Annotated in this window: 20 protein-coding genes; 10 read left to right on the top strand and 10 right to left on the bottom strand. The window is 62.4% G+C overall.

Annotation, left to right across the window (positions count from 1 at the left end; genetic code table 11):
- The first annotated feature begins 8 nt into the window (after positions 1-8).
- On the top strand, positions 9-1,874 hold the full coding sequence (locus AOQ71_RS19985; protein ID WP_057749814.1) for an adenine deaminase: 1,866 nt from the start codon (positions 9-11) through the stop codon (positions 1,872-1,874).
- Positions 1,875-1,884: 10 nt separating this feature from the next.
- The gene (locus AOQ71_RS19980; RefSeq protein WP_057749722.1) at positions 1,885-3,276 is read left to right on the top strand and encodes an NCS2 family permease; all 1,392 of its coding nucleotides are present in this window, start codon (positions 1,885-1,887) and stop codon (positions 3,274-3,276) included.
- A gap of 8 nt (positions 3,277-3,284) precedes the next feature.
- On the opposite strand, the gene AOQ71_RS19975 is transcribed toward AOQ71_RS19980, so the two are convergent.
- The gene (locus AOQ71_RS19975; RefSeq protein WP_057749720.1) at positions 3,285-3,506 is read right to left on the bottom strand and encodes a hypothetical protein; all 222 of its coding nucleotides are present in this window, start codon (positions 3,504-3,506) and stop codon (positions 3,285-3,287) included.
- A 351-nt stretch (positions 3,507-3,857) separates the two neighbouring features.
- On the opposite strand from AOQ71_RS19975, the gene AOQ71_RS43505 reads away from it, so the two are divergent.
- Positions 3,858-4,040 carry a hypothetical protein gene (locus tag AOQ71_RS43505; RefSeq protein ID WP_083514340.1) on the top strand — a complete coding sequence of 61 codons (183 nt, stop codon included), beginning with the start codon at positions 3,858-3,860 and terminating at the stop codon, positions 4,038-4,040.
- A 47-nt stretch (positions 4,041-4,087) separates the two neighbouring features.
- On the opposite strand, the gene AOQ71_RS19965 is transcribed toward AOQ71_RS43505, so the two are convergent.
- The 3 genes from AOQ71_RS19965 to AOQ71_RS19955 all read right to left on the bottom strand — a co-directional run bounded on the left by AOQ71_RS19965 (position 4,088) and on the right by AOQ71_RS19955 (position 6,766).
- Entirely contained in the window at positions 4,088-5,467 is a 1,380-nt protein-coding gene (locus AOQ71_RS19965) for a vWA domain-containing protein (RefSeq protein WP_057749811.1), read from the bottom strand.
- A gap of 5 nt (positions 5,468-5,472) precedes the next feature.
- On the bottom strand, positions 5,473-6,420 hold the full coding sequence (locus tag AOQ71_RS19960; protein ID WP_057749714.1) for an AAA family ATPase: 948 nt from the start codon (positions 6,418-6,420) through the stop codon (positions 5,473-5,475).
- A gap of 145 nt (positions 6,421-6,565) precedes the next feature.
- Complete coding sequence (locus AOQ71_RS19955; RefSeq protein ID WP_057749711.1) at positions 6,566-6,766, bottom strand: hypothetical protein; 201 nt, start codon at positions 6,764-6,766, stop codon at positions 6,566-6,568.
- 228 nt (positions 6,767-6,994) lie between these two features.
- Between AOQ71_RS19955 and AOQ71_RS19950 the strand changes: the two genes are divergently transcribed.
- On the top strand, positions 6,995-7,969 hold the full coding sequence (locus AOQ71_RS19950; protein WP_057749707.1) for a quinone oxidoreductase family protein: 975 nt from the start codon (positions 6,995-6,997) through the stop codon (positions 7,967-7,969).
- A gap of 39 nt (positions 7,970-8,008) precedes the next feature.
- Here AOQ71_RS19950 and AOQ71_RS19945 read toward each other — a convergent pair whose 3' ends face one another.
- Positions 8,009-8,284 carry a hypothetical protein gene (locus AOQ71_RS19945; RefSeq protein WP_057749808.1) on the bottom strand — a complete coding sequence of 92 codons (276 nt, stop codon included), beginning with the start codon at positions 8,282-8,284 and terminating at the stop codon, positions 8,009-8,011.
- 100 nt (positions 8,285-8,384) lie between these two features.
- Positions 8,385-8,993, bottom strand: a complete 609-nt coding sequence (locus AOQ71_RS19940) for a S24 family peptidase (RefSeq protein ID WP_057749704.1) — start codon at positions 8,991-8,993, stop codon at positions 8,385-8,387.
- A gap of 162 nt (positions 8,994-9,155) precedes the next feature.
- Here AOQ71_RS19940 and AOQ71_RS19935 point away from each other — a divergent pair, with 162 nt between their 5' ends.
- Positions 9,156-9,689: a GcrA family cell cycle regulator gene (locus AOQ71_RS19935; protein ID WP_057749700.1), complete on the top strand. Its 534-nt coding sequence runs from the start codon at positions 9,156-9,158 to the stop codon at positions 9,687-9,689.
- Between the two features lie 49 nt (positions 9,690-9,738).
- A complete protein-coding gene (locus AOQ71_RS19930; RefSeq protein ID WP_057749698.1) occupies positions 9,739-10,302 on the top strand; it encodes a hypothetical protein in 564 nt (187 codons plus the stop codon).
- A gap of 43 nt (positions 10,303-10,345) precedes the next feature.
- On the opposite strand, the gene AOQ71_RS19925 is transcribed toward AOQ71_RS19930, so the two are convergent.
- Positions 10,346-10,702 carry a hypothetical protein gene (locus AOQ71_RS19925; RefSeq protein WP_057749695.1) on the bottom strand — a complete coding sequence of 119 codons (357 nt, stop codon included), beginning with the start codon at positions 10,700-10,702 and terminating at the stop codon, positions 10,346-10,348.
- 192 nt (positions 10,703-10,894) lie between these two features.
- Between AOQ71_RS19925 and AOQ71_RS19920 the strand changes: the two genes are divergently transcribed.
- The 3 genes from AOQ71_RS19920 (at position 10,895) to AOQ71_RS19910 (ending at position 12,401) form a co-directional block, all read left to right on the top strand.
- Positions 10,895-11,359, top strand: a complete 465-nt coding sequence (locus AOQ71_RS19920; protein WP_057749692.1) for a hypothetical protein — start codon at positions 10,895-10,897, stop codon at positions 11,357-11,359.
- 367 nt (positions 11,360-11,726) lie between these two features.
- A complete protein-coding gene (locus tag AOQ71_RS19915; protein ID WP_057749689.1) occupies positions 11,727-11,912 on the top strand; it encodes a hypothetical protein in 186 nt (61 codons plus the stop codon).
- A 147-nt stretch (positions 11,913-12,059) separates the two neighbouring features.
- Positions 12,060-12,401 carry a phasin gene (locus AOQ71_RS19910; protein WP_057749686.1) on the top strand — a complete coding sequence of 114 codons (342 nt, stop codon included), beginning with the start codon at positions 12,060-12,062 and terminating at the stop codon, positions 12,399-12,401.
- Between the two features lie 194 nt (positions 12,402-12,595).
- On the opposite strand, the gene AOQ71_RS19905 is transcribed toward AOQ71_RS19910, so the two are convergent.
- The 3 genes from AOQ71_RS19905 to AOQ71_RS19895 form a co-directional block, all read right to left on the bottom strand.
- On the bottom strand, positions 12,596-12,916 hold the full coding sequence (locus AOQ71_RS19905) for a c-type cytochrome (protein ID WP_057749683.1): 321 nt from the start codon (positions 12,914-12,916) through the stop codon (positions 12,596-12,598).
- A 283-nt stretch (positions 12,917-13,199) separates the two neighbouring features.
- Positions 13,200-14,030 (bottom strand): alpha/beta fold hydrolase, encoded by an 831-nt coding sequence (locus AOQ71_RS19900; RefSeq protein WP_057749679.1) that lies wholly within the window; start codon positions 14,028-14,030, stop codon positions 13,200-13,202.
- A gap of 143 nt (positions 14,031-14,173) precedes the next feature.
- Positions 14,174-15,970, bottom strand: a complete 1,797-nt coding sequence (locus AOQ71_RS19895; RefSeq protein WP_057749676.1) for a ShlB/FhaC/HecB family hemolysin secretion/activation protein — start codon at positions 15,968-15,970, stop codon at positions 14,174-14,176.
- A 130-nt stretch (positions 15,971-16,100) separates the two neighbouring features.
- Between AOQ71_RS19895 and AOQ71_RS19890 the strand changes: the two genes are divergently transcribed.
- Positions 16,101-17,339, top strand: coding sequence for a FecR family protein (locus tag AOQ71_RS19890; protein WP_057749674.1), 1,239 nt, complete (start codon positions 16,101-16,103; stop codon positions 17,337-17,339).
- The last annotated feature ends 27 nt before the right edge of the window (positions 17,340-17,366 follow it).

Genomic DNA, 17,366 nt, shown 5'->3' with positions numbered 1-17,366 from the left:
GGCAGGCCATGAATGCGTTACCCGACGATCTCATGATCAACGCGCCCGACGAGGTTCGCATTCGTCAGGATCTGGTGCTGACGGCGCTCGGTCGCCGTCCCGCCGATCGCGCCTTGCGGGTTGGCAAGTTACTAGACGTGCACAGCCGCACCTGGTGCGAGGACCAGGAGATCGTCTTCAAGGCCCGGCGCATCGCCTGGGTCGGGCCGGCCGGAAGCTATCCCGGCGAGGTTCGCGAGCGTGTGCATCGGCCGGATCTCGCGGCCGTGCCCGGCTTTGGCGAGGTGCACAAGCACATTGAAAGCTCGCATCTGACGCCGGAATGGGAAGCGGCGCTGGTGCTGCCCCATGGCAATACCTGGACCTGCGAGGCGAGCCACGAATTCTCCAACGTCAACGGCGCGCGCAATCTCGAATTCTGGTTCGAGGCACGTCGCCGCGGCTCGCCGCTCAAGATCTTTCCGCAGCCCGGTTCGGCGGTGCCACCGACCGCATACGAATGGGGCGGCGGCTGGTATGGCCGCGATGAGCAGGCGCGCTTCATGGCCGAAAGCCTGATGGTCACAGGGCTCGACGAAGTCATGGACTGGCCGGCTGTGTGGAATCCGGACAACCCGTCCTACAAGCGGCTCTGGGGCATGATCGAGGCGACGTTTGCGGCACGCGGCGTCGTCGAAGGCCACGCGTCCGGCCTGCGGGATCTGCCCTCCATCAACGCCTTTGCCGCGGCCGGGCTTTCATCTGATCACGAGGTGCAGACGCCGGAGGAGACCTGGGACAAGCTCACGCGGGGCCTGTTTGTCGAGCTGCGCGTCTATGCCATGGACGAGATCGTCAAATGGCTGCTTGCGAAGGGTTTGCAGGATTGGTCGCAGGTCGCCTTCACCACTGACGACCGTAGTGCCAGTCACACGCTCGAGCTCGGCGCCAGCGATCACAATGCGCGGGTCGCGATCGAGGCCGGCCTTGCGCCTGAGATCGCAATCCAGTGTCTCACCATCAACCCGGCGCGGCACATGCGCCTCACGCCGTTCGTCGGCAGTCTGGCGCCCGGGCGCTTCGGCGACGTCGTGCTGCTGTCGGATGTTGCCAAGCTGACGATCGCCGAAGTGTGGGCCGACGGCGCGCAGGTGTCCGAAGGCAAGCGCTATCTCGGCGAGGTGCCTAGGATCGAATGGCCGGAGTGGGCGACCAAGACGGTCAACATCAAGCGCACGATCAAGCCCGAGGATTTCGAGCTGCGGGCCGAGCCTGGCCGGAGCACGATGAAGGCGGCGGTGATCCGCCCCTTCCATTGGCATCCGGAGTTCTACACGCTCGACCTGCCGGTGCGAGGCGGGGCCGTGCAGCGCGACGAGAGCGAAGCCATTACCAAATTCGCCATCATCGACCGCTTTTCCGGCGACGGTCGTGTCGCCAAGATGTTTTGGCGCGGCTGCGGACCGCGCACGCCGGAAACGGCGCTCGCCTGCTCGGTGGCGCACGACAAGCACAATATCTGGGTGGTCGGCTCGTCCGACGCGGCGATGGCAAAGGCAGCGAACGCGCTGGTCGCGCTTCAGGGCGGATGGGCGCTGGTGCGCGAGGGCGAGCTCGTCGCCACCGTACTCTTCGAGGTCGGCGGGCTGATGAGCTGCCGCTCGGCGCAGGCGCTCGATGCCGAGATGCAGGCGCTTTATGCGGAAGGCCGCAAGGTCGACTGGATGTACGAGCCAACATTCCGGCCGCGCTGGTATCCGGGATTTCCTGAAAGGCTCATGTTTGCAACGCTGACTTGTGCGCCATGGAGCTGGGTCCTGGTGGCGCCGTGCGAGCAGGCGCCGCTCGGTTTCATCAATGTGCAGACGGGCGAAGCGCACCCGGTGGTCTGGTAGGAGGACTGGGATGGACGAGATGACGAAGCCGCAAGCTGCTTCTGCAGAGCCGGCGCCAGGGGCAGCTGCCGGGCTGCTCGATCGGGCCTTCCGCCTCACCGAGCGTGGCACGAGTGTCGGGCGCGAGACGATGGCCGGAGCGACCACCTTCGCGGCCATGGCTTATATCATCGCCGTGAATCCCGCGATCATGTCCAACGCCGGTATGGATCGCGCCGATCTCGTCAGCGCCACGGCGCTGGCCGCGATCTTCGGTTCGGTGATGATGGGACTGTGGGCCAACCTGCCGCTCGCGGTCGCGCCCGCGATGGGATCGAATGTCATCTTCACCTATGTCATCGTCAAGCAGATGGGCATGCCCTGGCAGGGCGCGCTCGCCATGGTCGCTTTCACCGGCGTGCTGTTCCTGATCCTCAGCCTGTCGAAGTTGCGCGAGAAGGTCGCAAAGGACGTGCCGGAAGCGCTGAAGATCGGCATCCAGGCGGCTGTCGGGACTCTCATCGTGTTTATTGCGCTGCGAGGCGCCGGATTCGTCGTCCAGAATCCGTCGACCTATATCGCCATGGGATCGCTGCGCAGCCCGCCCGTGCTGCTGACGCTGTTCGGCCTCCTGCTCACGCCGGTGCTGGTGGTCCGCCGGGTTCCGGCGGCGCTGATCCTGTCGATCGTGTTGCTCACCGTGATCGGCTTCTTCGTTCCCGGCGCCAACGGCAAGATGGTGACGTCGATGCCATCAGCGATCATGTCATGGCCGCGCTGGCCGACCAGCACCTTCATGGCGCTCGATGTCGGCTATCTCTTCAGCCATTTCGTCGTGGCCCTGCCGCTGCTGTTTTATTTCCTGTGCGCCGAGTTCTTTTCGACGCTGGGCACGCTGATCGGCGTGACCGGCGCTGCCAATTTGCGCAAGCCGGACGGCTCGATCCCGAATGCCACTGCGGCCTTTGCGACCGATGCGACGGCGTCCATCGTCGGCCCGCTGCTTGGCACGTCGGTGGTGACGGCCTACATCGAATCGATCACCGGCGTGCAGGCCGGCGGCCGCACCGGCCTGACGTCGCTGACCGTCGCCGGGTTCTTCTTCCTGGCGCTGTTCTTCTGGCCGATCTTTGTCATCATCCCATCGCAAGCAACCGCACCTGCGCTGGTGCTGGTTGGGGTGCTGATGATGCAGGGCCTTGCCCGCATCGACATGACCGATCTCGGCAATGCGGTTCCGATCGTTCTGACGTTGCTTGTCACCGTGCTGACCAACAACCTCATCAACGGAATGGCCTTGGGGACTCTGAGCTACATCGCACTGGAAGTAACGGTCGGCCGGCGGTCACAGATTCCGGCCATGGTGTGGGGACTGGGCGTTGTGTTCATCGCCTACGCGATCGTGACAGCCCAGATTTTTTGATATGCGCGCTACGCCGCCAGATCCAGCAATCGGCATGATCCGCGCACCAGCACCTTGCGTCCGGCTGGCGTCATCGCAGGCACTCCGTCATTGACGTCCACGAGGCCAAGCTTGGCGAGACCTTCGAGCAGATAAGCCTTCGCGAGGCGACCGCTCGGCTCCGGGTTACGGAGCGCTCTCAGCGCCTCCCACTGGTCCGGTGAAAGATCAAAGTCGACGTCGTTGCTCATGTTGCCTCAAGCGATAGTCACGTTCGCGCGCCCCTGTTAGCGGCGCGGCATGAAGATGATGCGACGACAATGAGTCGGGAATTCGGTGAGCTGTTTAGAACTCTTCTTCACGAATTGCCGCAGTCTGTTGCGCCACAATAGTTAAGATCGGCCGGATGCGACGGTCGTCCCGATCGCCGATCACTAATTGATGATCTTGATTTGATGTTGCGTTGCGACGGGCGCAGTGCACGGGAAGCGTTGCTGTCTCATTCTGCGTCGCGATAGGCCCAGAAAGGGTGAGGCGCTGGGTTCGTGACTCTGTTAGGCTGATTCGCTGGGAATGGCTTCACGCAGAGGGAGTGCGAGTGCATGAACAGGCTGGTCGAAATTCGCGGTCAGGAATCCCTGTGCCGGGAGCGCGCGGCGCTCGATTTTGAGCATCGGGTTTTCTGGCTGGCGCAAGCTCACGAATGGGAACAGCGTGCGCTCGACGAAATTGCCTCTCACTTTCGCGAGTGTAATGTCGCTCACGCAGAGCTTGCACGAAACTGACGTTCGCCGCGAGCCCAAGACTTACTTACGAGACTTACTGACGAGACTTACTGATAAGTGGCAACGATATCGGAGATTGCGCGCTCGAGCTGCTGCGCGGTGGCGCATTGCCGCACCACGCTGCAAAAGGTCGCATAACGCGGCATCTCGGAATCGCCAAAGCCCCAGGCGAGTCGTCCTTCGGGGTTGAGCCAGACCAACCGTTTCGAGCGTTCGGAGATGCGGCGCAGGATGTCCGCGCGCGGGTCGAGATTGTTGCTGCGGGCATCGCCGAGCACGATCACGGTGGTCTGGGGCGTCAGCGCGCTCATGAAGTCTTTTTCGAAATCGACCAGCGACGAACCGTAGTCGGACGAGCCGAATCCGACCTTGGACATGATCTCGGCCATCGCCTCTTCCGGCGACTTCTTCTCCAGGATCTCGCTGACCTCGATCAGATGTGACGAGAATGCAAAGGAGCGGACGTCGTCCACAACTTCGTGCAGTGAGTGGATCAGGAGCAGGAAGAAATCGGAGACCTGTGCGACGGAGCCGGAGACGTCACACAGTGCTACGATCTCCGGCCGGTCGCGATGCTTGCGCTTCCATGCGGTGAGGAACGGCACGCCACCCCAGGCGGCGTTGCGGCGGAGCGTGCGGCGCACGTCGAGATGACCGCGACGCTGACGCTTGCGCGGCTTCGAATAGCGCTCGCGCAGGCGGCGCGCGATCTGGCGGATGAGGGCACGCATCTCCGCCACCTGGCGCCGCTCGATGCGGGCAAGAGGCGCATTGCGCAGGATTTCGTTGCGGAGGTTTTCAGCCTCTTCGCGGGCATAGAGCGCAAGACCCTGCGAGACGGTGTCGCGCACCGCCTCGCGCAAGGCCTCGAGCGCGGCGCGCAGGCGCTCAGCCAGCGCGGGATTGGTCCCGGTCAGCTCGTCAAGATCGTCGCGCAGGCGCTGAAGGCCCATGGCGTCGAGGATGCGGCTTGAGAAGATGCCGCGCTGGGTTGAGTAGCGGATGTCGGAGAGCGAGGCCGCGCCGGAGGCGCTGGCGATCGCAGCTGATATCGCGTTGCGATCCTGCGAGAGCAGCATCTCGGCGAGCGGGCCCAATCCTTGCTGCGGCTGACCATCGCCCGCTTTGCTGGCCGCATTTGCAGAGGGCGATTGATCCGCGTCCTGCGAATCCTCGTCATTGTCGTTGGCTTCGGGCTGATCCTGCGGCGGCTCGGGCTGGCTGAAGAACAGATCAAAGCAGTCGCCGAGTGCGAGCTTCTCGTCCTGAGATTTGGCCAGCGTCAGCAGCAGGGCGTCGCGCAGGATGGTGCGGTCGGTGATGCCGACCTGCGCGACCGCACGCATTGCATCGATGCTTTCGGCGGGCGAAACGTGGACGCCGGCGCCCCGCGCCGCCCGAAAGAAACGATGGAGGTTCTCGCGCATCGGCGTCAACCGAAGACGTTGGACCGGGCTGCCTTGGCGATGAAGGTCGTCACTTGCGGCGATGCCGCCTCGATATCGGCCTCATATTTCAGCAGGACGTTGAGCGTGTCCTTGACGATCTCGGTGTCGAGCTCGGAAGCCTGGAGCAGCACCAGGACCCGGGCCCAGTCGATGGTCTCGCTGACCGAAGGCAGTTTCTTCAGATCGAGCGAGCGGATCTCGTGGATGAAGCCGACCATTTGCCGGCGCAGCGTCTGCGAGATGCCGGGCACACGGCTCTCGACGATGCGCTCTTCCAGCCGCTGCTCGGGGAAGCCGATATGCAGATGCAGGCAGCGCCGCTTCAGGGCATCGCCGAGATCGCGCTCGCTGTTGGAGGTGAGGATCACGGTCGGCGGTGTGATCGCCGAGACGGTGCCGAGCTCGGGGATCGTGACCTGGAAGTCGGAGAGGATCTCCAGCAGCAGCGATTCGAATTCGGCGTCCGATTTGTCGATCTCGTCGATCAGCAGCACGCAGCCGCCCGGCTGTTCCAGCGCCTGGAGCAGGGGGCGCGGCTCGACGAATTCCTTGGAGAAGAACACGTCGCCGAAATCATGAAGCTGATCGAGCGCGTCATGCAGCGTTTGCGCGCCGCCGAGGACCTCGCCGAGCTTGTCCTTGAGGATCTGGGTGTAGAGCAGCTGCTTGGCGTATTTCCACTCGTAGAGCGCCTTGGCCTCGTCGAGGCCTTCGTAGCATTGCAGGCGGATCATCTTCTTGCCGCGCCAGGCGGCGATTGCCTTGGCGAGCTCAGTCTTGCCGACGCCCGCGGGGCCTTCGACCAGGATCGGCTTCTCGATCTGCTGCGACAGGTAGACGGCGGTCGCGATCTGCCGGCTCGCGATATAGCCTTGCGCGGCGAGGCCGCTCTCCACTGCCTCGATCGAGGTCGAAGCGTTCTGATCAGCCACGAAATGGCGCTCCCAAATGTCTTGCTTGAAGCTTGTTCTGCCTGCGTTCCCGGCAAAGAACAAGCCTCGTTTGGGACGGCCTGACCCGCGCTGAGCGGCACTTTTTCCGTTCAGCGCAAATACTTAGGGGCAGCTGATCGTGCGATCAGTGCCGCAGCAGCTCCGGCTTGCGGATGGTCTGCCTGACCTCGGCGCCGCAATCGGCGCATTCATAGACGAAGTCAATCTTGGCAAGGCTCCAGTGCGGCTCGACCTCGCGCACATACATCGGCAGGAACCCCATGCATGTCGGGCAAATCACAGGCGCGATTTCGATGTCCTGATGATGCTGTACATAAGCTGGCATCTCGGCTCTCCTTCGCAGGCGACCACCAAACCCCGCGCAGAAGCTACTGCCGGTGGCTCCCAGACCCTCATCAACTTTCTCGAACAGAGGCGGAACGGCGAGGGTTTGTCGTTCACTGTGACATTCTTGTTACGTCTTCTATACTGTAACGGGCGGACCAAATGGCTATTTCTCCGGCCGATCCGCTTTTTGTCGGACCATCAACGCAACGATAAGGGAGCAACGCCCATGACTCACGCCATTCGTTTTCACAAGACCGGTGGTCCGGAAGTCCTGGTTTGGGAGAAGGTCAGTGTCGGCAAGCCTGGCCCGGGAGAGGCGCGCATCCGCCACACTGCCGTGGGCCTCAACTTCGTCGACATCTATAACCGCTCGGGTGTGTATCCGGTGCAATTGCCGAGCGGGCTCGGCAGCGAGGCAGCTGGCGTCGTGGAGGAGGTCGGCCCCGGCGTTACTGATCTGAAACCGGGCGATCGCGTGGCCTACGGCGCCTCACCGCTCGGCGCCTATTCCGAGGAGCGGCTGATCCCGGCCGACCGGCTGTTGAAGCTGCCAGACGGCGTCGACGACAAGACCGCGGCGGCGATGATGCTGAAGGGGCTGACCACGCAATATCTGATCCGGCAGACCTACCGGGTGAAGGCCGGCGATACCATTCTGCTGCATGCCGCCGCCGGCGGCGTTGGTCTGATCCTGAGCCAATGGGCGAAGCATCTCGGCGCAACCGTGATCGGCACCGTCAGCAGCGACGAGAAGGCGAAACTCGCCAAGGCGCATGGCTGCGACCACGTCATCATCTATACGCGCGAGGATTTCGTGAAGCGCGTCGACGAGATCACCGGCGGCAAGAAGGTGCCGGTGGTCTATGATTCCGTCGGCAAGGACACGTTCCTGAAGTCGCTGGACTGCCTCGCGCCGCTTGGCGTCGCCGCGCTGTTCGGTGCGTCCTCAGGCGCGGTCGAGCCGCTCAATCTTGGTCTGCTGGCGCAGAAGGGCTCGCTCTACGTTACCCGGCCGACATTGTTCACCTACGCTGCCAAGCGCGAGAACCTGGTCGCCATGGCGAACGAGCTGTTCGACGTCGTCAAGTCTGGGGCGGTCAAGATTGAGGTGCACCAGACCTATGCGCTGAAGGATGCCGCCAAGGCGCATGCCGACCTTGCCGCGCGCAAGACCACGGGATCGACCGTTCTGACGGTGTGAGCTTGGGTTGAGCCGTGACGCAGGTTGTTTCAGCCTGCATCACGCTTTTTCGTGCTTGCGCAGGTCGCGAGCGTGGTCATGACGGCTGGCCTGGAGGTCAACGTCTTCAGGCAGGATTTCGGGGAGGGCGGCCTCGGCCAAAATGGCTTCGGTCACGTCGTCGACGGAATTGTACGCGACTTCGTGGATGAATAAAATGTTCTGATATTCGCCGGAGCTGACGCGGGAGATGACCTCGCGCCTGGTGATTTCAGGATCGACCACCGCCTCGCGACCGCGGCGCCCGTAATCGATCATCACCACGAAATACTGCATCAAGCGATCCTGCCGCGCCCCGACGACCGGGAGCACGGCAGAGTATTTCTGAAAATGAGAAGACAGTCAAGGTCTACTTCCGATAATCGGAAATCTTCGCTTACCGACCCTTCTTGCGCGGGCGGGCCGATTTGGCGCGCAACCGCTCGAGCTGCCCTTTGGGCATCGAGAGGCAGATCTCGCCGACCCAGTCCAGCTTGACGCCGACGATCGGCTTGGCGTTGAAGCTGGTGAGGTTGACGACGGATGGGGATTTGCCCCGCTCGATGGTCTTTAGATAGCGCTCGCCGGTCTTGAGCCGGACCACGGCCTCTTCGCCGTAAAAGCTCGACAGCGGGTGACGCTGGTCCTTGTAGACCACGATCACGTCGCCGCTTTCATATTTGGGCAGCATCGAATCGCCGACGATCTCGAACGCGACGGTCTCCTCCATGATCGGGAAGGGCAGCGCGATGTCGCCGAGCCCTTCCGGCGGAACCTGCTCGACGTCGGGCTCGATCACGGCGCCGGCCCCGACGCGACCCATGATCGGCGCGAGGTTCAGCTCAAGATACTCCATGATCGGAATGATTTCAGAGGCTTTCACCAGCCGTTCGCCGCCGAGGATTTCCGACACGGCACCCGGGCGTACGCCCATCGCCGCAGCCAGCCCGCCTTTGCTCTTGCCCGTCTTTTCCAGGCCCCGCTCGATCATCGCAACGTCCAACATGGTGATTCCCTCGATTGCCCACGCCTCAGCCCTTGTAATCCGAAATTCGGAATTAATGCAATTATGAATATCAGAAATTAAGGCTTGACTTCACCTTCGGAATAACGGAAGGTGTGTTTCGCCTCCGGATCGTGGGATCGGGGCGGATCACAGGACAGCAGCATGGAACCGGGCCGTTGGTCGTCGGAGCATTCCGACGCGCTTTGCGACTATTTCTTCAAGGGACTGTCATATGGGGAGATCGGAAGACGGATTAACGCAAGGTTTGGAACGGCTTACACCCGCAACGCCGTGATCGGTCGCGCCAAGCGGCTCGGGCTTGGGCTCGCCACGCCTGAACGAATGATAAGTCCGTCGATCGTGCCTTCCCTGCCGGGTGAGCCCGCTCCGCGCACACCGCCTCGTGCCGTGCCACCTGGCCTGAACCTGCCGCCGCCATCGGCCTTGAAACCTGCCCAACCCGTCAAACTGCGTTGCGTCGGCATCGAGCCGCGCCTGATCACGCTGCACGAGCTCGAACGAGGCGATTGCCGCTACCCCTATAGCGGCGACAAGGAGGGGGAGGAGATCAGCTTCTGCGGTCACGCACGTCAACCCGGCTCGAGCTATTGCGCGCCGCATGCGCGTCTGACGCGCGGTCCCGGCGCGGCCCGTACGGCTGCTGCCGTCGTGCTGAGGCTCGTCTCCGCCGCCTGACCCGCGCGCGACCGTTCCATTTTCACGTCAATTGGCAAGGAATTTCCAAGTGGCTCGTGCCAAACGCAACAAGTCTTACAGATTGACCGAACTTCACGACCGGCGCTCGCGTGACCTGCCGTTCAATGCCGAGGTGATGGAGGCAGAGGTCGACAACCCGCTCGCGCTTGATTCCGACGAGAAGATCGTGGCGATGCGGTCGATTCGCAATGATCCGCTCGGCCGACTGCACTCGCATCACCAGATCGATGAGGCGCAATATCGAGGTGGTCGCGCTTACCAGAACGACTGGGAGGGGGCAGAGCGGGGCCCGCAGGCCATGGATCCGACCCGCGAATTTGTCGACGGCACGCGCTCTCGCGAGCCCCTGACCGAGCGTCAGCGCCAGGCCGTACTACGGCTGAACCGGGTCGAACGCGAGCTTGGCACCGACGGCGCCGCGCTGGTGCATGATGTGCTCGTGCTCGGCCTGACCATGGATCAGATCGGGCAGCGGCGCGCTGTCCGCACCCAGCGCTGGAACGACTATTTCGCCCGGCGTTTTCGCGAATGCCTCGACCGGCTGGCCCTGGTCTACGGTTTTGCGACAGATGCCTCAGCGCGGCGCCGCTGAAGGATGGGCCGGCGGCTTTACCGCCGGCCGTCCCGATCTCGCGTCACGGATGCGGCATGATCTGGTAGGGCGTGGTGTAGGGCTCGACGCGGAGCGAAGCGTTGGCCAAAAGCCCGATTTTGGCCGTGGGGGCTTGCTGCATTTCACCGTTCTGCCCGCGATGCACGTTGTACTGCCAGACGGTGAGGTCGCCCTTCTGCGCCAGAGCGTGCGCAACCGCGCTTGCGTCACTGCCGCCAAGCGCCTGGAGTTCGTCAGGCGACAGCCCGATGATGATCTCGTCCTTGACGGTGACGATCTTGAACAGGTTCATTTTGGTCTCCTGCGCCCACGCGCCCTGAGTCGAGAGAATAAGAAGCGCAACCGCGGCGCCCTTGATGAGATCGCAGCGAGAAAGCATGCCGTCGTCCTTTGGTGCTGAGTGCGCCCGAATCAAAATCGTTCATCAGCCATGGCGCCCGTGATCTGCGTGGCCGTTTCGCAACCGCTTGGTCGCACGTTCTTGAACGACGGTTCACGGAGCGAGAAATATCGGATCGTGATGAACCCTGATGCGGGGCGATGAGTCCAAGACGTAAAGGGGGCTTGCCGCATGAAACCCACCCATATTGCCTGTTTGTTCGCATCGCTTGGCATGGCTGGCTCCGCCGTGGCCGCCGATCCGTTTTTTGTCGGAAACTGGGCCTTCACGGCGGCCGTGCTTGCGCCTTGGGCCGATCCGCATCGCAAGCCTGACGATGCCGAGCGCGCGCGGCTGATGGGCAAGACAGTGGCTCTCAAGACCGGGGAAATCTCCGGTCCGCGTCCATTTTCCTGCGTCAAGCCGCACTACAAGGTGACGGATTATGGTCCAGACATGCTCTTCCAGGGCGCATTCGACGAGATGTACAGCGCGGACAAGACGGTCGATCCCAAGGCGCTTGCCGTTTCGCTCGGCTTCATGGGGACCCATATCAGGACACTGGAGACCGGCTGCGAGATCGACCTTCATTTCGTCGACGATACAACCGCCGAAATCGGGCTCAACGATTACGTGTATACGCTGAAGAAGCGCTAGTCCGGGTTTTGCCAGTTTCCGCGCATGTCAGAAACGATGCGAAACGTTGGTCGAATTGACAGCGGTCGGAGCCTTGTGGTGATGATGCTGCTTCTTGACGCAGGTAGGTGACTGCGGTGAGTATTCCTGTTATCCGGAATTGCCGTGGCACGCTGTCGACGAAGCATCGCTAAGTCTCACGGTTTGGCTTGCCCGACGGGTTGTTCCTTGACATAATTGCAACCTTGTTGAGATCTGCTCAGCGCGCCAGCCTGCCGGGTACTCCGACCTAGAGTTTGTCGTCGCCGTGGCGTTCAGTGACGACATCAGGTCCTCGATCCGGCTTACGACGCGCGAACCGAAGGACCGATCCTGTGATAGGTGCGAGATGAAGAACCTCAATTTCGCGGCTGAACTGCATCTCAAGCTCGGTGCACCCGCGACCGGCACGGTCGAGAGCCTCCGCCTGCTGCGCGCCTTTCTCAAGCTTGCCCCCCGCCAGCGCTTTGAGGTCATCAAGCTCATCGAGGATCTTGTCACCGACGAAACGCTCCCCGACCATCCCTTGTCCTGAGCTTTGGCCGGGCGCCGGCAATACGCTCTGTCCGTCCTCCCGGCCGGCGATGGACCGCCAGGTGACGGCCCCTGCTGAAGCATGGCCGCTGGAAGGCGGCGCGGCAAATGTGATAATCAGACAGGAAAAAGAGGGAGGAGTACGACCATGATCGAACCGAAGCTCGAAGTTCCGGCTGAACTGCGCGACCTGGCGGAGAAGACGATTGACCAGGCCGAGAAGGCATTCGGCATGTTTTTCGATGCCGCCACCAAATCAATGTCGTCGGTTCCCGGCGCGGGCGCTGATGTCTCCAAGCAGGCGCTCGCCTTCACCGAGCAGAATATGAAGGCGGCATTCGAGCATGCTCGCAAGCTGGTTCACGCGACCGATCTTCAGGAGGCGATGCGGATCCAGTCCGAGTTCCTGCGCAGCCAGTTCACTAACGCCGGCGATCACATGCGCCAGATGACCGGCAACTTCATGCAGCCGGGCAAGGGCAAATCCTGATCTGGCAAATCCTGATCTTGGAAAGTCTGCTCACAAAGTGATCTTGCTCATCGGATTGATGCGCATTTCAATTCCCATGCAGGTCCACGATGGGCCACCGGATGAAGCTCATCCGCCGTCCATCGTCCTGTCTGCTGATCCCTGTCGGCTCCTCCGGCAGGGATTTGCATTTTTGAGCGTTTGGAGCGAGCCAGCTACTGGCGCAGCGATCCGATATAGGCCGCGATGTCGGCGGCTTCGGTCCGGCTCAAGGGAAAGTTCGGCATCTTCGGATGGGGGTCAAGCAGGAAGAACGCGAGCCTCTCCGGGCTGAAATCCGGCTTGCGCGCAACCGATGCGAAGGAGGGCACGTCGACGCTGGCCTGAGCCTGGCTGTTCGTCACGAGGTGGCAGCTTGCGCACCAGCGTTGGGCAAGATCGGCGCCGTGATTGGCGTCGGCGGCCAGAACAGGCGATATAGCCAAACTTGCGGCTGTCGCTAGCAGGAGCCAAATTCGTCTTGCTGCTGCGCGCATCTCGTCACCTGCCTACATTCGCCTGCGGACCGTCTACTCAGCCGCAGCATGATCCCGGAAATTGTGAGAGGTCGATACGTGCGATGATCGAGCGGAACAGCCTGCGGGCCAAGCGATAGAAATGGCGCATGGGCGCGGGCGCCCTCGCCGGGGGTAGGCTCTCCATGTCGAGCCTGGTCGCATCAAGCCTTTCGGTATGGTGTAACACGTGCCTCTCCGATGCTGTACGGCCATTTATCCCGGCCGGCATGGAGCTGCGTTGATCTGCCGCAAAGCGTCCCGACTAATAGTCGCCGGGGTTCATGATCATCGGGGCGGTGGTATCGGCAGGCGCGAGCGCGCTGCTGGCACTGTCTCGCAGGAAGCGGTCAAGTGTCGTCTGGATCTTCTCCTTGACCGAGTCGGGTCCACGATCGCTCATCTCGGTGTGTTGCGCCCCGGTATGGATAATGTCGATCCCCCGCGCCTTGGCCTCTTCCGGCGTCGGCAGCACGCCGGGGTCGGTCAGGAAATGCGGATCCTTGGAGCGGAACGACAGAATCTTCATGCGGTCGTTGAGGACGAACGGCACCCTGAGATTGTCGAGCGTAATCACCTTCGACACCAGTTCAGGATGCTGCTGTGCGACATACATGGAGACGTCGCCGCCGTTGGAATGACCGACGAGCGTGATGTGGTCGTAGTCGGCATTCTCCTGTCGCCCCTTCAATGTGTTCAGCACGAAGAGGATGTTGGCCTCGCAGCGGATATAGACCTCGCGCCGGCCGACATATTTCTGGCCGACATGGGTCATCAGGGGCGGATCGCTCGGCAGATCCTGCTGGATGCTGGCGACCAGATAGCCACGCGCCGCAAGGACGTTGGCAAGGAACGAATATTCGGTGGCCTTGACCGTGTTGCCGTTGCTGATGATGGCGACCGGAAGCTTCCAAAGACCGAGATTGGCCTTGGTCTCGTAGTCGCGCCGCACCGCGATCTCGACCGAGATCGGCCGCTGACGCGCGGCGTCAAACAAGGACAGCATCTCATGCCGGATCGCGAATTTGCTGACGATAACGTACTGGCCCGCCGCGAGGACACAGAGAAAAGCCAGAATTGCAAACACCCTTTTCATGAGTTCCGTCTCAATCACTTTTGACTGAACATGGCTATTGAAAACCGCCGGATCGAGCGATCGTGACCAGATTGCGGGATTAAATTTAGGCAAGTCTGTGAGGACGACCGCAAAAGGGCCGCCTCAAGCCAAGGGCCACGCGGCTAAAGGCAGCCATTTCTGCCGCGTTCGGGGCAGAGCCGGAACGCACTCGACAGGGTGAACAGGAAGCGCGGGCTGCGCCGTTCATTGTCCGGCGCGCGGTAGCTCAAAGGCACCGCCACGCCGAAATCCGCCTGGAGATCCTGCGCCAGGAAGAACCGTACGCCTGCACCGGCCGATGTCAGCGACAGGCCGTCGCTCAGCCGGTAGCCGTCGTTCCAGACAGCGCCGGCGTCGCCAAAAGCGTAGAGCTGGTAGCCGCTAAAGTAGCGAAAATTGAGCTTCTGGTCGAAACGCACTTCGAGCGAGCCGGCAAGACCGTTATCGCCGCTGATCTCGGCCGCGCCATAGCCGCGGCCGAAGGCTGCACCGCCGAGATAGAATTGCTGCGAAGTGAACAGGGGGCGTGACGCGGTCTGGCTCGCCGCAGACAGCTTGAGCGACCATGCGTCGTTGAGCGTCTGGTAGCGTGTAAACCAGAAGTTCAGCACCGAGAAGTTCGAGGTGGCACCATCGCGCGACAACAGATCGTCGTCGACATGCGATGCGCCGAAGACATCGAGGCCCTGGCGAAACGTCATCGTCGCGTAGTTTGTGCCGCCGAAGCCATCTTGCAGCCGGTAGTCGGCAGTGAGGCTCGCGGTTCTGATGTGGTCGCTGTACCAGGGACCGTACAGATCGTGCTCGGACACATTGCTGAAGGTCGTCGCCGCAGTCAGGGTCAGCGTGGACGATTGGGATTGGAGCGGGATAATGCTGGCATGCAACTCGAACGCCTCGGTCGTGGTGATGTCGCTGGCGAGGCGCCGCGCATCCCCAGGCCTGACTGCGCTGTACAGCACCGATCCACCGAGCCGAACGCCGTCGACGCCGACCGGGGCGTCATAGGACAGCCGAGAGAAGCCGAGTTCGCGCGGGTCGTTGGCAATGGTCGACAGGTTGACGGCGAGAGTGTCACCGGGCGCGAGGTAGGAGTTGAACGCGCCCGTCGCGTAGGTCTGCCACGGACCGACCGACGACGAGCCAAAATTGTCCAGGCCGAACGAGGTGAAGACATGCCACGTCTTCAGATAAACGGTGAGGCGGAAGCGGCCGGTCGTGCCGCCGATTTCCTCCAGCGAGGTGTCGGCGATGCGAACGCCTGGCCGGCCGTTGACGAGGTAGAGCTGGCGTTCGAGCGTTGCCAGGCGCGACGGTTGTTCGGCTAGAATCGGCCCGAGCATTGGCCTCACGCCGAACTGCTCGGCACCGTCTCCTTTCAGCTCGGCCTCGACGATCGAGCCTTCGATGACTTGGATCCGGACGCGGCCGTCGGCAATGTCCTGCGCCGGCACGATCGCCCGGCTCAGATGGAAGCCTTGGACCCGGTAGAGATCGCTGATCGCGCCGGCGATCGTCGCGAGGTCAGCTTGCGAGATCCGCTTGCCAAGATAGGTCTGGTAGACTGCGGCGATGCGATCATGGGGGATGGCCCGGGCGCCGGTCACGTCGATGTCGCGCAGCACGAACTGCGACTTGGTATCCCCGCCGCTATTGGGCCCGCCCACCGAGGGCAGCTTCACCGGCGGACGGCCGAGGGATTCCTGCTTTGTTTGGTTTTCAAAGTATTTCTCCGGCTGAAGCGGATTAAATCCCGGCTGGTTCGCCTGCTGCGCGAGTGATTGGGGGATTCCCGCAAATGTCGACCATAGGAGGACCAAGGCGGCAGCGAGGTACCGTCCCACGGCGCTATGCGCGGATCGTCCTGCGTAGTTTGACGGAGACGTCGCCTGGTTCCGGTAAGGATTCAGTAGCTGCATGATTTTTCTTAGTTTTTTATGGTCAATGATCCGTTAATGCGGCCGCCGGACTCCCGGATTACCGCTAAGCTAATCTTGAGTGATCTCGGATACGCAGAAGGCTCGGCAGTAACTCCGGCTGAGGGTCATTATGCTTGTCCGAATTGGAATGCGGTGCGCCGTGATGGTAGCGCTGGTCCTGGGAGCCACATCCGTCGCATCCGCCGCGGATGACGGCGTCTGGTCGGTCAGCAAGTCATCGGGCGAGGTCTGGCTCGCGACCAGTGGCGCGCAGCAGGTCTCGCTGAACCAGGAAGAGACACTGAAGCCGGGGGATACCATCCGCACCGGCCGGAACGGGCGCGTCCTGCTCGTTCGCGGTGAGGAGACGATCCTGATCTCTCCCAACTCGGTGGTCGGCGTGCCGGCCGAGAAGAAGGAGGGTCTTTCGACCACCATCATCCAGCAGGCGGGCTCGATCCTGCTCGAGGTCGAGAAGCGCAACGTCAAGCATTTCGAGGTCGAGACGCCCTACCTCGCCGCCGTGGTCAAGGGAACGCATTTCAGCGTCACGGTGGGCGCAGGCAGCACCAAGGTCGGCGTGCTCCGCGGGCAGGTTGAAGTGTCTGATTTCAAGACCGGCCAGATCGCCCAGGTGATGCCCGGCCAGGTGGCCACCGCCTTCGCGCATGGCAAGTCCGGGCTCAGCCTGAGTGGCTCCGGCACACTCAATCCGATCGAGCACGGCAAGCCGCGTGCTTCGACGATCGATCGGGTCCCCGTGCCGAAGTCGGGTCTGTCGGCGCCCCGCGATGCGGCTAATGGCCATGCCATCCATGCGCTTGGCAAGATCGAGAAGGGGATCAAGGTCGCAGGCGCGCCGATGCATTCGCATCAGGCAAGCGGAACTCACGCGCCCAAGCCTGGCGTCGTGCGGATCTCGAGCTCGCTCGGCGAGGTCAAGCTGAACTTCCACAAGGTCACGCACGGGCTCGCCCATAGTGCCGTCGCACCGGGACGGGTGCGCAATGCGAACGCCAGCACGGACACGGTGTGGAGCGATGGCAAGTCGAGCACGACGACCACGACCTCCAACAGCTCGAGCGTCTCGGCGATCACCGTCAGCGGCAGTGGATCCGCGGCCGGCGGCTCGTCTACGTCGTCAAGCGCGACAACCAATGTTGCGACCAGTGCCGGGTCGACCAGCGACGCGCCCGGCAACAGTGGATCGTCCAACGGCAAGAACAAATCCGGCAAAGGCGACGATAACAGTGCTGCCAACAACAATGCTGCCACCGGCAACGGTAAGGGCAACAACGGTAACGGCAACGGAAACGGTGGTGGTAACGGCAGCAATGGCAACGGCAACGGGAATGGTCACCATCACTAAGGCGATTTCCTAGGGGCGATGGGGGCG

It is taken from the genome of Bradyrhizobium manausense (assembly GCF_001440035.1).
Classification (GTDB): domain Bacteria; phylum Pseudomonadota; class Alphaproteobacteria; order Rhizobiales; family Xanthobacteraceae; genus Bradyrhizobium; species Bradyrhizobium manausense.
The sequence above is the reverse complement of the archived record's forward strand: the minus strand, read 5'-3'. Positions and strand labels throughout refer to the sequence as shown.

Excerpts from the sequence above, each read along its gene's own strand:
- AOQ71_RS19985 (WP_057749814.1), top strand. The coding sequence starts at position 9 with ATGAATGCGTTACCCGACGATCTCATGATCAACGCGCCCGACGAGGTT.
- AOQ71_RS19980 (WP_057749722.1), top strand. The coding sequence starts at position 1,885 with ATGGACGAGATGACGAAGCCGCAAGCTGCTTCTGCAGAGCCGGCGCCA.
- AOQ71_RS19975 (WP_057749720.1), bottom strand. The coding sequence starts at position 3,506 with ATGAGCAACGACGTCGACTTTGATCTTTCACCGGACCAGTGGGAGGCG.
- AOQ71_RS43505 (WP_083514340.1), top strand. The coding sequence starts at position 3,858 with ATGAACAGGCTGGTCGAAATTCGCGGTCAGGAATCCCTGTGCCGGGAG.
- AOQ71_RS19965 (WP_057749811.1), bottom strand. The coding sequence starts at position 5,467 with ATGCGCGAGAACCTCCATCGTTTCTTTCGGGCGGCGCGGGGCGCCGGC.
- AOQ71_RS19955 (WP_057749711.1), bottom strand. The coding sequence starts at position 6,766 with ATGCCAGCTTATGTACAGCATCATCAGGACATCGAAATCGCGCCTGTG.
- AOQ71_RS19950 (WP_057749707.1), top strand. The coding sequence starts at position 6,995 with ATGACTCACGCCATTCGTTTTCACAAGACCGGTGGTCCGGAAGTCCTG.
- AOQ71_RS19945 (WP_057749808.1), bottom strand. The coding sequence starts at position 8,284 with ATGCAGTATTTCGTGGTGATGATCGATTACGGGCGCCGCGGTCGCGAG.
- AOQ71_RS19940 (WP_057749704.1), bottom strand. The coding sequence starts at position 8,993 with ATGTTGGACGTTGCGATGATCGAGCGGGGCCTGGAAAAGACGGGCAAG.
- AOQ71_RS19935 (WP_057749700.1), top strand. The coding sequence starts at position 9,156 with ATGGAACCGGGCCGTTGGTCGTCGGAGCATTCCGACGCGCTTTGCGAC.
- AOQ71_RS19925 (WP_057749695.1), bottom strand. The coding sequence starts at position 10,702 with ATGCTTTCTCGCTGCGATCTCATCAAGGGCGCCGCGGTTGCGCTTCTT.
- AOQ71_RS19920 (WP_057749692.1), top strand. The coding sequence starts at position 10,895 with ATGAAACCCACCCATATTGCCTGTTTGTTCGCATCGCTTGGCATGGCT.
- AOQ71_RS19915 (WP_057749689.1), top strand. The coding sequence starts at position 11,727 with ATGAAGAACCTCAATTTCGCGGCTGAACTGCATCTCAAGCTCGGTGCA.
- AOQ71_RS19910 (WP_057749686.1), top strand. The coding sequence starts at position 12,060 with ATGATCGAACCGAAGCTCGAAGTTCCGGCTGAACTGCGCGACCTGGCG.
- AOQ71_RS19905 (WP_057749683.1), bottom strand. The coding sequence starts at position 12,916 with ATGCGCGCAGCAGCAAGACGAATTTGGCTCCTGCTAGCGACAGCCGCA.
- AOQ71_RS19900 (WP_057749679.1), bottom strand. The coding sequence starts at position 14,030 with ATGAAAAGGGTGTTTGCAATTCTGGCTTTTCTCTGTGTCCTCGCGGCG.
- AOQ71_RS19895 (WP_057749676.1), bottom strand. The coding sequence starts at position 15,970 with ATGCAGCTACTGAATCCTTACCGGAACCAGGCGACGTCTCCGTCAAAC.
- AOQ71_RS19890 (WP_057749674.1), top strand. The coding sequence starts at position 16,101 with ATGCTTGTCCGAATTGGAATGCGGTGCGCCGTGATGGTAGCGCTGGTC.